7 protein-coding genes are annotated in these 13,988 nt (G+C 48.5%); 1 reads left to right on the top strand and 6 read right to left on the bottom strand.

Going from position 1 to position 13,988, the window contains the following annotated elements; genetic code table 11:
• Positions 1 to 175: 175 nt before the first annotated feature.
• From FC61_RS06560 to FC61_RS06535, 4 genes are all read right to left on the bottom strand, one after another.
• On the bottom strand, positions 176 to 610 hold the full coding sequence (locus FC61_RS06560) for an Rrf2 family transcriptional regulator (protein WP_021742669.1): 435 nt from the start codon (positions 608 to 610) through the stop codon (positions 176 to 178).
• A gap of 36 nt (positions 611 to 646) precedes the next feature.
• Positions 647 to 1,504 (bottom strand): SDR family oxidoreductase, encoded by an 858-nt coding sequence (locus FC61_RS06555; RefSeq protein WP_021742668.1) that lies wholly within the window; start codon positions 1,502 to 1,504, stop codon positions 647 to 649.
• 256 nt (positions 1,505 to 1,760) lie between these two features.
• A complete protein-coding gene (locus FC61_RS12395) occupies positions 1,761 to 4,019 on the bottom strand; it encodes a lectin-like domain-containing protein (protein ID WP_021742667.1) in 2,259 nt (752 codons plus the stop codon).
• A gap of 126 nt (positions 4,020 to 4,145) precedes the next feature.
• Positions 4,146 to 4,907, bottom strand: a complete 762-nt coding sequence (locus tag FC61_RS06535) for a helix-turn-helix transcriptional regulator (RefSeq protein WP_011668833.1) — start codon at positions 4,905 to 4,907, stop codon at positions 4,146 to 4,148.
• A gap of 414 nt (positions 4,908 to 5,321) precedes the next feature.
• Between FC61_RS06535 and FC61_RS06530 the strand changes: the two genes are divergently transcribed.
• Positions 5,322 to 6,227: a hypothetical protein gene (locus tag FC61_RS06530; RefSeq protein WP_021742665.1), complete on the top strand. Its 906-nt coding sequence runs from the start codon at positions 5,322 to 5,324 to the stop codon at positions 6,225 to 6,227.
• A gap of 91 nt (positions 6,228 to 6,318) precedes the next feature.
• Here the strand turns inward: FC61_RS06530 and addA are convergent, their stop codons facing one another.
• Complete coding sequence (addA, locus tag FC61_RS06525) at positions 6,319 to 10,107, bottom strand: helicase-exonuclease AddAB subunit AddA (protein ID WP_042516697.1); 3,789 nt, start codon at positions 10,105 to 10,107, stop codon at positions 6,319 to 6,321.
• Positions 10,091 to 13,696 carry a PD-(D/E)XK nuclease family protein gene (locus FC61_RS06520; protein ID WP_021741696.1) on the bottom strand — a complete coding sequence of 1,202 codons (3,606 nt, stop codon included), beginning with the start codon at positions 13,694 to 13,696 and terminating at the stop codon, positions 10,091 to 10,093. Before FC61_RS06520 ends, addA begins: the two co-directional genes overlap by 17 nt.
• Between the last annotated feature and the right edge of the window lie 292 nt (positions 13,697 to 13,988).

Here is a 13,988-nt window from a genome sequence, read left to right as displayed (position 1 = left end):
ACGCTTACACTGCCCATTATACCGAATCGCCGGTACCAAACAACCGTCAAAATAGTTCGAACGCCCCTCCCCCGTTTAAACTTATACTTTTACACCAAAAACCGGTACGACCAACACGCTATGTGTATGGGACGTACCGGTTTTGAATAACCGTTTAAATTTTTATAAAACCCGATTAACTGACCCGTGCTTGTCGTAACCCTTGCACCCGATCAACAATGTCTTGAACGGTTAGTTTTGCTAGCTCGGCTTCGGCTGCCTGTTGAACACGGGCATAGGCCTCATCGAGTGCTTGCTGGATATTAGCACCCACCGGACAATCAATATTGGTCTGCGGATCAACATGCAATAAATCGTGATTCATTTCAACCGCCCGAAAGACAGCTTGTAACGTTATTTGACTCGCTGGTCGGGCTAGTCGTGGTTCGGCAGTCCCCGCACGACTCATCAGTAAGCCTGCTTTCTTCATTGCCGCCATTAACCGGCGAACGACACTGGGATTCGCTTCAACACTGTTGGCAATCGTAGCGCTATCCAATTGCCCAGTCGGCGCAACTTGCACGTACACTAAGATATGGATTGCATCACTTAACTTGTGAGAGTATTTCATTAGGTCCTCCTTCAACCACGACCGCCCCGTTAGACGCTACCGGGCAAGAATTTCGCGAATTGCCGTTGCTAATGGCGTCACTGGGCGCCCCAAAACATCAGCCAAGTCTGATGAGGTAACGTCTAATTCCCCGGCACGCATCATGATTTGCATACTAAGTAAAACTTCAACTAATTCTGGTGCCACACCGGCTTCACGCATGTCCTGCCGGTAAGTGTCATCACTAACCGCCTTAAAGGTAACGGCTTGGCCCGTCACCGTTTGTAACGTTGCCGCCAATTCTGCGTAGGTGACTGGCGTCCCAGCAAATTCATAAACCGGTTTAGGGACTGGCGTTGTCATGACTTTAGCAGCCGCTTCGGCATACTCACGTTCCAACGCAAAACCAATTCGACCATCACCAGCCGCATAAACACTGTCTTGACCTTGAGCACCAGCCTGTAAATAGCTGAGCTCATTTTCCAAATACCAAGCATTACGCAAAAAACTAACCTGTAGTCCGCTAGCTTTCAGTAAAGCTTCAGTAGCCACATGATCTTTAGATAACGGTGACTGAGCCGTATCCGCCTTCGCAAAGCTGGTGTAAGCAACATAGCGAACACCAGCCGCCTGCGCCGCCTTAACGACATTGGCGTGTTGTTGCTGCCGTGAGACTGGACCACCTGGAACCGAAGAAATAAATAACAACCGATCGATGCCAGCCAAAGCGGTAGTCATCGCTACTTCATCCGTGTAATCCGCTTGGCGCACCGTAATACCAGCAGGTAAGAGCCGTTGCCCCTTTTCGCGATTGCGAACAACGGCGACGATATCACCAGCCGCAACGGTCTTCAACAGTTCTTGAATCGCCAATTGGCCAAAATGGCCGGTAGCAGCAGAAATCGCAATTTTCATTTAAATAATCTCCTTATTTTAACATCTGTCATTTTTAATACAACAATCCCATTGGAACTAATCTGGATCATCACGGTGTTACTTTATTAAGCACACGTAGAACTATAACCTTCTGTTGTTTTAAAGTCAACAGGTGATCGTCTTCTTTTATATCTATGTCACCAGTCAAAAAAAGCCCAGACGTGCAAACACGTCTGGGTCTTCTTAACTTCTATTCTACTTACTCTCCAGCCAAAACAAATCCCCAAAGTAAACATTATGGTCGCGACCGTCGCCACAAAACTAGACTGCCTAGCCAACCACCAATAACCAATATCCAAGCCCACCAGTTAACTGTCGCCACATTTTCGTTGGTTCGCGGGAGGGTAACCTGCTTATCAGTCAGCGTCGTCACGGGACGCTGACTGCGTGAACGAATAGTGGAAACAATTACCCGTTTCGGTTGTTGACCACGCGTTGGGTGTTTCGTGGACACAATCATTTGATCAGGTCGGGAGGGCCGACTTGGCACAACGGGCTTCGTCGGCATAGCTGGTGTTGTTGGTACCACCAGTGGTGTCGGCTTGACGGGAGTGCTTGGAATAATTGGTCTTTGTGGAAGAACTGGCTCTGCCGGTTTACCCGGCTCACTTGGAACGATTGGCACCTGTGGAAGATCTGGCTTTGCCGGTTCGCTCGGCTTATCTGGTATCATTGTCGGTGCTATCAACGACTGATAATACACGGTAAGGTCCAAATCATTACTGGTTGTCGTTACCATCTGCGCCGCAATCTCACTCAAATTGCTATTCAGCGCATCAGTACTGACAGCCTGATAACCCTGTACATTCGGATTAGTAACCGGGCTAAATGTCGATGCTTCTCCTGGAATCCACCGAACAGTGGACATTACCAACGGCTGACCGGCAGTATTTAACAGCGGTACCCCATTATTTCCCAGGGAATAATATGTGCTAATGCTGCCATTAGTTGGATCTTTCACCTGTAAAAAGGTTATCGGTTGGGCCTGATAACTGGGGGCAATCACTTGTTGCTGCTCATTAAGGTAATGAATCATTTCATGAACAACCCGCGTTGTTGTCGCATAATCCACTGGATTTTGATCGTACACATAGATAACCGTACCATTATCGCCAACACGATTCAGGTAGCCATTGGCCGGACTACTAATCCCCGTAGTCGGATTGTCACCCATATTTACAAAATGATATCCCGAAATATCTAGCTGCGACGTCGCGTAGGTTCCGTTAACCACGGCCCCATCCGGATAGTTAACGGTGGCTTGCGCTAATTGTCGACCATTCAAATCGACGTACTGCACGTTCATCGTGGCCGCTTGCTGGAAATCAAAGCTTTCCAGCTTAAACTGCTGCAAGTTCTTAGCCCCACCGGTTGAGGCACTCACTACCATCGCGAAGGCTTGTCGATCAACTGGCGTTAACTTGGTCCAAGTTAACACGTGGCCATTAGTTTCCTCATAGGTCACCTGCAACTCTCGTGATTGCCCATCATAACTCACCTTAAAGTTATGGAACTGGCCATTCAAATCGTTGGACTGCAACGCTTGAACAGAATTAAAGTCCGTTTGAGCCCACCAACGATCATACGCATGCCCATCAATGGCTTTTATCTGCTGATCGGTGGTCGTCACGAAACCACCAAATTGCGCAGGATCAGGATCATTTGCCCAACCATAACCATTAGCATCCGTCGTTGACACTTGTGCGCCCGACCGTAATGCTTCAGGCATGTGTGCGCCGTTGTGCCATGTATCTAACTTAAACCCAAGCGCATCAATCAAACCGCCAATTCCTAAGTTACCACCGGCATTACCAATATCCGTACTATTGCCATTATGAAAAGCAAATCCAATACCATCGGCACCACCCGTAGCGGAGGTTCGATTACCCAAGTTAACCTGCCCCAGTAAGGTGAAATTAGTACTAGCGTCAATTTTAGGTTTCAACGCAAAATTACCAACCTGATCATTTTTATCAGGTGTCACTGTGACTATCCCCGTCGGTTTATCGTAAGTAGCGGAGCCATTCAAATCAAAATACTGGGTGAAATTATCTTGATCAACGTGAATATACGCAGGCCGCTGCGTGGCCATCACTGGCTTAGCAACTGGCGCTGAGACGTGCGACTGCTGAGTCAATGGCGCCGTTGAAGTAGTAGGAGACTTGTTGACTGGAACCGTTGTAGAATCTGAACCCGTTACCGTTGCCGTCGGTCTTGACGTCACATTATTTGCAGCGGCGTTAGTTGGCGCTACCGCTGCTCCCGTAGTTGAAACATGATGTGTGACCGAATCAGCAACCGTAACCGACTGATCAGTTGTCACGTCCGAATTCGTGGCATGACTGATCGGCGTCGACACAGCATCAGCTGTCGTTGCTGGTGGTGCCGTGTCGACACCATCAGCTGCAGCTGGTAATACCGTTAATCCCACCCCAAAAACCAAAACCCCTGAAAATAACCATAGCCGTTGATGACGCTTCCACCCGCGTTCCATCGATAACTCTCCCCCAGATAAACTCATAACGTTCGTTTAGAGGCGAGTATACAGAATTTCTTTTCACCCGAACCGGAATTTGTACTTTAATGCAGGAAGATATATTTAAAAATACCGTGGCAAAATTCAATCCTTTTGCGAATTAATCTGTCGGTACTCTAGCGGTGTTTGGCCAATTTCACGCTTGAATCGCTTAGAAAAATCGGAGGTGTCATAGAACCCCAATTCCTGAGCAATTTGCTTGACGGAAACAGTCGTCGTTAGCAATGCTCGTTGCGCCTCGCGGATCTTCTTCACGTTGATATAGTCGCGAATCGACATCTGCATTTCATCACTGAAAGCCCGCTGTACCCCGACTGGATTACACCGCTGATTGACGTGATCTACAACCTGTTTGACCGTTAACTTATCACGTAGATGGGCACTCACGTAATAAATAATATCCAACGTTGATTCCAGATGGTCGTCGTAAGGTAACCCATCCTTCGCCGCTAGGTTGCCAAAGTCCTGAACAATTTCAATAATCCATGGTACATATCTGGCCGTTGTAACGGGTAATGTCTTAATTTGCCGATGATAGTCATCACGCAGTTGAATAAACTCGTATATAAAGGCATGGTTCTGAACTCCTTCAAACGCTAAAATATCAACGAGTCCATGCAGCTGTGCCCGCTTTTGCTGCGGTGGTAATTCATTTAATAAGAGCCGCGAACGGGCCAAATTTTCCTTGGCAAATTGAATGCCCTCCGCAATTCGTCCAGCACGATAAAAGCGGATAAAGTCACGTTCGACATATCCCAGCAATATTAGAGCCTTAGCTGTTTGATCTCGAGACCGATAAGTCTGCATATCGTCTAAATAGTGCGTGAATTGCAAATCCCATCCCATTATTCCAAACCTCCTCGTGAAATTTTCAGTGATAATACCCAGATATGCCATATCCTATCAAAAAAGAATCGACAATTCTATCCCCCTTATTCGCAGGTTGCACACTTATCAATATATGGTTAACTTATTATCACAACTTCTCTTAATAACCAATAACTTTGTGTATGACGTTATTTTCACTCGTTAATAGTTTATTTTCCAGTTAAATGCTCACCATCACCGCTACTTTACCGTAGTCAAACTGCTTTTTTGGTTGATCGATTGCGCTATAAATTTTCTGTAGTTTAAATGACTAAATTTCTCTCCACTTGCTCACCAATAACCCGGGTTATACGGCACATTTAACCAAAGCTTCCCTGCATCTTTACTGGATTTAAGGTATACTTTAAGAAAATCAGATTATGAAAGGAGCCGATGACCATCATTACGCGGATCATCAAAGGCTGTCTCTGCTTACTGGCCCTGGGGACTGTTACTGTTGGCAGTTTAAGCAGCCGTGCTCAAACAGAAAAACCCAGCGCCCTCGTCAAAGTCGGCGACTATCGTGCTAGTACGGACTTTTTAAATCTAAGCGCTTATTACCAAACTATCCGACCAGTAACTGTAAAAGTGGCCTACGTCTCCACCTACAAGTCACAGCACACCATCATGCAAAAGCTGACGTTACCGGCTGGACTCACAGTTGCCGGTAATCTCACCACTACCAAGCATGGCAGCTACTTGGTTCCCAGCTTGCAGCTCTATTTGGCTCGTTTGAGCTACCCCGCGCTGCAAAACAGCGCTAAGGCGAACTACACACTTGATCCCGGAACCAGTGCGTACTCACCACAGGCCACCATCTCAGACACCACTAAGTTGCGTGCCTTCAAGCGGGTTGCGGCTCCCGACTACATGCCGGGGTATAGCCATGGTGATCTCTACATCGGCGGTGCTAAAGCGGCATTAAGTCCGGTTGAACCAACCACTAAGAGTATCCGCATCACGCCAGATGGTTATGTCGAAGTGCTTAAATACGATACTAAAGCCAATGCCGGTTTAGGCTTCTACCAAAAACCCGTTAGCCTAGCTAAAATCGTCAAAACACGGTTCCACGATCCCAACCGGACCCTTTACTTGAACCACCCACTCGCAAGTGTCAAAACGAAGGCCATTACGCAAAATGGGCAGACTCGATACCGTTTGACCCTTAAAAACTTACACACGCCGCAGCATATTGCTGGCGATCCTGAAACAGGAACCGCTGGCACCTTTGATAGTCTTTATTCTATTGGCGGCACCACGTATTACACCTTTATTGGGTATGACGGTGTCAGCAATTAAGTCTTGGCTAATCAATTATAAAAAGCAGGCTTTCCAAGAGTTCAAATACTCTTGAAAAGCCTGTTTTCGTTATCTCTTAGATTCGTTTCTACTATTCCGACAAACGCCGAACTTGTTGCTCAGGAACGGCCACTAACTCGCCAATCGCTAAGAGGTATAAATATTGGCCCACAATTGGTTGACCCGTCATTTGTTTTAACGCTGCGGCATACAGATTCACCTGACCCCCATAGCGTTCCACGATCTTTTCAATACTGGCCGCTTGGTTCTGGGCATTCACGTGGTCCGTCTTGTAGTCGAACAAAATCACACCAGCCGGCGTGGTTAAATACCCGTCAATAATCCCGTGGACTAATACCTGTGAGTCGGTCTCTTGAAAATCTTGGAACAAGCTGCGAGCCGGCATCAACAATGAAAATGGCACTTCACGATGCAGCTGATCCGGTGCTGCTAAAATCTGCTGACCAACCGAACTGCTGAAGAAGCGTAAAATCAATTCCGGTTGTATTCGTTGGGCCACTTCTGCCGTCAAGACTTGATCGGCAACCAACTGATCAATAACGCCCTGTACCCGATCGAGTGTGGGGGTTACGGTCACGTCTAACTGCTGCAAAACCAGGTGGGTCGCACTCCCAATTTCCGTTGCGAGTGGTTCACGGACCGTTTGTAAAAAGTCTGGTCGGGCAAAGTCGTGAGTGACAAATCGATGCCCCCCCACTTGACCGGTAGCGCTCGCCTGATATTCCCCAATCGTGGCGTTATCCGGGTCCTCAAACAGGCGCTTGGCCTCTGAGACAGATTGATAAGCTGTGGTCGCCGTTGCCGCTTGATGCGGGTATCGGAAATCCATAATTTGATGAAGCTGTTCAGTATCGACCGGTGGGGTCGTCACCTTAGCAGCTGTTTCGCTGGCCGCTTGTAACCAGTCAACCGCCGTCTCATTCACTCCTTGGGTTGGACCCAGGTCATGGGCCGTGACAAAGTGAACGGCGAAAGTCGCAGGATCACCCGCTAAACCAGAAAAGGTCGTGGTTCCCTGACGCAACTCAGCGGCAAACTTTGGATCACGCACCAAACACATCCCAATCCAATCAAGATAATTGGCGAGCGTATTTTTCTCACGCAGGGTGGCGTTTAAAACTAAATTGGGGCTTTGGTAAGCCTGTTCCCATGCTGATATTGCGGCTTCTTGTGTCTTGTGAGAGCCAACAATATAGACGCGCGATTCTGCACGGGTCAAGGCCACGTAAAGTTTACGCATTTCTTCAGCCAAACTGGCTCGTGAAATGGCTTGCGCCGTCACTAGTTTTTGCAAACTGGGCGCTTTAACCCGGCTATCAGGATCTAAGTAATCGATCCCGATCCCTGTCTTGCCACTCATCACATAATTACCTTGCTGGTCTTGTTTATTAAATTGCCGCGACGCATCCATAATGAAGACGACTGGGAATTCCAACCCCTTGCTACCATGAATCGTCATCACAGATACGGCATCATCAGCGGCTTGCACCGGCGCCCCGGCGAGGTCATCGTCACGTTCTTGAAGCCGTTCGACAAACCGGACAAACTGGAAGAGGCCCTTGAAGCTACTTTGTTCATAACTCTTCGCCCGTTCGTACAGAGCGTGCAGATTTGCTTGCCGCTGTTCACCTGCCGGCATCCCACCAACATAATCCAAGAACCCCGTCTCCTGATAAATCCGCCAGATTAGCGTCACCAACTCATCTTGTTGGGCAATATCGCGGAATTCCTGCAACTGTTCAAGGAAATGACTGACTTTCTGGTACACTGCCTGCTGAAAGTCACTTGCCTGGTTGGGGACGAACGATCTCTGGAAGTGTAAAACCGCTTGGTAGTAATCCCCGGTCCGTTGATTGATTCGTAACAGCGCCAATTCGTTTTCATTTAAGCCAACGATGGGTGAACGTAGCACCGCCGCTAACGGAATATCTTGATAAGGATTATCAATGATTTGTAGTAAGGCCATCATAATTTGAATTTCGGTCGTCTTAAAGTAGTTCTGCGCATCATTGACGACGACCGGAATTCCTAAGCGACGTAACTCATCCGTAATGATCAGATTGTTAGTCCGTGTTGGAGTCAGCAGCGTAATGTCCCCGTAAGTCATTGGCCGTACCTGCTTAGCCTCACGGTCGTAAATCGGGGTCTGATCGGCAATTAATTGCTGAATTTTTTGGCCGACCATCAAGACCTCTCCTTGATGTTTATTATCAACCTGGAAGGTCGCATCCATGGCTTCACTATCCGCGTCACCCGCGCTTTCCGGGGCATCTTCGGTCAGATACACCAGCAACTCAGCCGTACTCGTCACCGTATCGGGATAGTAACTGGCACCAAATTTCAGTTGCGCCGCCCCCGTATAATCAATCTCACCCAGCTCTCGGTCCATCAATTGCTTAAAGATCAGATTGGTAAAATCATCGACGTTTTTCATTGAACGGAAATTTTCTGCCAAAACAATCAGCTCACCCGCAGCTGCATCGGCTGCATACTGGTCCGTTTTCGTCATAAATAGCGTCGGATCAGCCTGCCGGAACCGGTAAATGGACTGCTTCACATCCCCCACCATAAACAAGTTGCCTTGCGGGGCGGGCTCAGCAATCGCCGTTAAAATCGCTTCTTGCAAGCCATTGGTATCTTGATATTCATCAACCATGATCTCCGCAAATTGGTGGCGTAACTGAGCCGCCACCTGTCGCGACTGGTCACTATCTTGCGTCAAAATGGCTAACGCAACATGTTCCACATCGGCGAAATCTAAGACGTGACGACGTTGTTTTTCTTGCCGGTACGCCGTTCGAAATGCCGTCACCACCCGCGATAGTTCGCCCACTAATTCACCCGAACGGCGAATCGTGGTCATGGCCTGCTGCTCGTCTTGAATCAAGTAGGTCTTTTTTAAACTATCCAGTTGCTTACGGGCTGGATCATAGTAAGTCGTTTTCAATTCATTATAGATGGGATAGTCTTCATTAGTCTTACGGACCGCTGGCATCCGCCCCCACGCAAAGTCTTGGATAGCCGCTCGTAAGGCGTTCCAACTGTCTCCAGTAACCAATTGTTGGACTGCGGCAACGTTTTCTAATACGGCCGTCACATGCGCCGCTTGTTTATCTAAACCGGCTTGGTTCGCCAAAGCCTGGGCACTCGTCAAGTCCGCTTGTAGTTGCTGCAACTGTGACTGAAAGAACGGTCGTAAGCGTTGCTGATAAAAACTAGTGGTCATCAGCTGGTCGCTATCCAACTGGTAGGGTTGGGGCAGTTCAGCTAGCCAGGCCGTCGGATTAGGCGTTGCGTTGGCAAATGTATACGTTTGTTGGACCAAATCCGCCAGGCCTTGGTCATTGCGATCTCCCGAAAAGTTTTCCGTCAACCGCGCAAATAATCCACTGTCATCATTGGCATATAAGTCCTCACGCAAGTCAGCCCAGACTTCATCGCGCAGGAGACCATTCTCTGTTTCATCCGCGAGTAACCGGAAAACCGGGTCCAAATCAATCACATAATAGTAGCGCTGCAAAAGACGCAGACAAAAAGCATCTAGCGTACTGATATCGGCCACTGGTAACTGATTTAATTGTCGCAGATAGAACTGCTGTTGGGCACTATCCCCCTGACTAGCTGCCAACTCTTGTCGAAGAGCGGTCTGAATCCGCTCGCGCATTTCAGCCGCCGCCGCTTTGGTGAACGTCACAATCAGAATTTGGTCAATCCCGACCCCCGCTTTCAGACGTTCAATGACCCGTTGCACCAACACTCGGGTCTTCCCCGAACCAGCTGAAGCCGAGACCAATAGATTATTCCCGGTTTGATGAATGGCTTGGTCTTGACTGGGCGTAAAACTAAATTTCGTGCTCATCAGTAGCCTCCTGTTCTTGTTCTGCGGCAATTCTTGCCATGACATCATCTTTATTTAGCGATGGCAAGTCCCGGTAATTATTTTCCTTAAGCAATGGATCAAACTGCATCACGGATTTATACGGCGAATACTGCAATGCCGTTCGATTCTGCTCACGGAATGGGGCTAAATCAACCCGTCCGTCAAAGATATCGGTTGCGGCACGTTTGATGAGCCGTTCCGTATGCGTTAACAATAGGTCAAGTTCATTGGGATTAACCAACAACTTGCCATAAGACGTAATCTTCCCTGTCTTGGTCCGGCGAAGCCCACGGAATAACAACGAACTGCCACTATAATCCGGCGTTCCGAATAAGGTATCTAAATTCGTCAGTAAGTCGGGGTCATCTAACAATAACCCTTGATACTGCTCCGCCTTTAACAGTGAGGTCAAGGGATCTTCGCCTAAAACCTCAGCGGCCTTTAAAATGGGATTCTGTAAGTGCAGGTATACTGCGCCGGCTAGCTCGGCATCCTTGGCGGTCGGGGTATCTAATAACGTTGGCAGATTTTGTTTCACGGCATCCAAATAGGTTAACATCTGCATAGCGCGGCCATAATAGGCTTCTTGGTAGCTGAACTTATGCTCAGAACTCTTATAATCAACGATTCCCAAATACGTTTTATCCTTAACCTGTACGGCATCCAACCGATCAATTCGACCACGAACGGTCACCTGACGCCGTTTGCCCACATCAAAGGATAACGCGGCCAATCCCCGCTCATCCCCCAAACCAAATTGAACTTCGGTCCGCTTGGGGCGTAGCTTCGTCCGTTTACTCTGTTCCTGAAGGGTCTTGGCCATTTGCCGCATCGTCTTCATCAACTGCTGACGAATATACCCCATCCGATGGGAACTCTCTAAGATCGCAAATTGCGGGTTCTCCGTGGTATCTAACAGTTTAGCCATCACTTCATCCGTCATTTCACGTAACTGCTGGTCATCTAGTGCCGCTAGATTCAGCTTCTGGTCGTTAACGAGCTTCATTAACCCATCCAAAGTGGCATGGAAGAACTCCCCGGTACTAGCGGGAGACAACGCAAAGACATCCCGCTCTTGCAAGTTCAACCCATACTTGAGGAAGTAAGCGTAGGGATTGGCATAATATTCTTCTAGCTTAGAAATGGAGGTATTAATTTTCGTGCCATACAACTGCGTCACGATGTCAGGCGTCAACTGGGTCGGGACATTTCGGTAACTCAAGCTCCCCAGTAACTTTGTGGTTAATTCCCCATAAGTCGGGTCAGTCCGTAACAAATTTAGGACGTACAGCCACGATCGCGACAAGGGGACCTCACGCAATTGACTATCGTGACTGGCTTGAACCAGATGCCGCAGCGTGGTACGCCGCGTCCCCACAAAGGGCAAAATCGCTTCATTTTCTGCCACCGGATTAGCCGCCGCTATGTCGATTGACAGGCCAAAGTAATCTTTTATCCGCGCCACATATGGCGATAGTTGCAAACCACTGCGCGCATCATCACTCATCGCTGGGTAGCTGAAAATCAAACGCTCACTGCCGCTCATAAAGGCTAAGTAGTTCAGATAAGGCTCACCAGCAAGTTGTGTAGCGGCATCGTCTCGCAAATAAGTCCCGTCATCGACCTGTTGTAGCCGGGCACTTAGGTCTTGACGATCATTATCGGCTAACAACGTTGTCGGAATCTGGTTATCCGGCATCGTATCAGCCGTAGCTCCCATGATAAAGGTGATTTTGCGGTTATTGGCCTGAACAATCCCACTTTCCGAGATCACCACTTGATCTAGGGTTGACGGAATCTGGCTAAATTTCGCCCCGGCAAATCCCGCCTGCAAGAGGGCCTGAAAGTCTGGTAGCACTGTCGGTAAATCGCCTAAAATCGTATGAAACTCGTCTAAAATATCGCAAAAAGCCGCCCATGTTTGTTCTGGTTGTCCCGCTTTGGTCAGATCCCCGGCGGCGATAGCTTGGTCGCGCCAAGCTATCAAACGCTCACTGACACCGGCATTGGTCACAAATTGATACAAGACCGCGGCGGCCTCTGTATACGTTGCGGCGGCCTTTAAGCGGGCAAAAAAGGGTGGCAATGTTTGCTTCACAAACCGGCGAATGCGGTTAATTTGCGCACTGATTTGGTCATCACGGGTGGTCTGGACGCCCCCATCGCCCACGGCAAACCGGTTATATACCCAATCTTTGTCTTGCGTCCACCAATGTTGGCCTTCTAACCCGTTCTTCAATACAAAATTCTCGGTCAATGCCAGCGCCTGCCGATAAGCCGGCACCGCCATCAACTCGCCATCAGCATCACGGGGTAATAATAGTTCCGACTTCAACACCCGAAAGACATCTGCATACCGATAATTTCGGCGTTGCACATCGAAAAGCGCATTCAATAGCTCAACAAAGGGGTGATCTGCCATTCGGATATCGGCATCATCAAAGTACGGCACGGCTTGCGCCTGAAAAATGGGATCAATCACCGTCTGATAGGCATCGAGATGCCGCGTTAATACCAAGAAATCACGATAACGATAGTTGCCAGTGGCGACCAATTGCCGAATCTGCGTCGCCACTCGTGACACCTCAACGTAGCGGTTAGCCGCTTGTACGATTTGAATGTGGGTGGGTTTTTCGACCGCACTTGGCTGTGGTGATAAGGTTTGACTCGCTTGCCAATAGGTGTCTAAGGCCTGCAAGTCAGCGGATACTCGCGCCGTTTTAGCTTGTTGATCGATTAAAACCGGAACCCGATTGGCTTGGGCGACCAGGTAGAGCTGCTGGTAGAGCTTGGCCGATTGAAAAAACAGCGTGGTCTTATCTGGTAACTTTTGTGGGTAACCGTGATCCAGATTCAACGCAACCGTGACACTGGCCGATCGTTGAATTAAGATGGCGACCAATTGGCGTTCTTGAGCGCTGAGCTGTGAAAAACCTTCTAAGTAGAAATGGGCATGCTGCAAGTCCACTTGCTGCTCTAAATAGGTCGCCAACTGGTTCAGCAGGTCGGTGTTTTCCACAAACTTTCCCATCATTTGCGTTTCAAAGGCCTCATAGATTATCATCAAATCATGAAGCTTGGCTTGTAAATCCGTATTCGTTGTGTCGAGTTGCTCGATGGCTGACATCAAATCAGCCGCCGTGACTTGGCCCACCTTGAATTCGGCCAGTTGGGTTGCCAATTGGCTGACGAAACCTGGCCGATCCACTTCTCCTCTGAAGATCGTCAGCTCGTCTGCGTGGGTTTGGATAATCTGGTAAATCAACATGTTCAGTCCTGCTGGCGAGATCCGTGGGAGTTGGTAAATCGGTTCATTTTTCATGAAGAACCAGGCTAACCGAGTAAACGAAAAGACTTGCACCTGCGTCTGGGCAAATAAGGCCTGCTCCGGTGCAATTTGCTCCTTCAACGCTGACAACACATCGACTTCTGTTTCAAACTTGATATGGTTGGGAACCAAATAGTAACTTTGATCCGTGGGGTGCGCGGTTACCTGCTGCGCGAGCGCGGTCACCATTGGCGTGCGATGATCCTGCCCCGCACTTCCTAAAATAAATTGTAAACTCATCGGTCGTCCTCCTTACGAAATTGTTCGCTATGTATGTGCTGTCCGCCTTTCGATTGCAGCGATCGGGCTGGAACCGACCTAAGCCATTGCCACTATCCTCCGGGCTGCTGTAGTGTGCGTAATAAGCCAAGGATTCAGCTTACCGTGGCTTCTAGTTGATTATATTCTAGCATAGCTTTAGCCGAAACGAACACACGTTCAACTTATCTTTGATAACTTTTCCAACTATTTCCCCCAATCCGTGCTACACTGAGAAGTAACATTAAAGAATGATGAGAAAGCGGGCAATCCT

Source organism: Levilactobacillus brevis ATCC 14869 = DSM 20054 (assembly GCF_001433855.1).
Taxonomy (GTDB): domain Bacteria; phylum Bacillota; class Bacilli; order Lactobacillales; family Lactobacillaceae; genus Levilactobacillus; species Levilactobacillus brevis.
The sequence above is the reverse complement of the archived record's forward strand: the minus strand, read 5'-3'. Positions and strand labels throughout refer to the sequence as shown.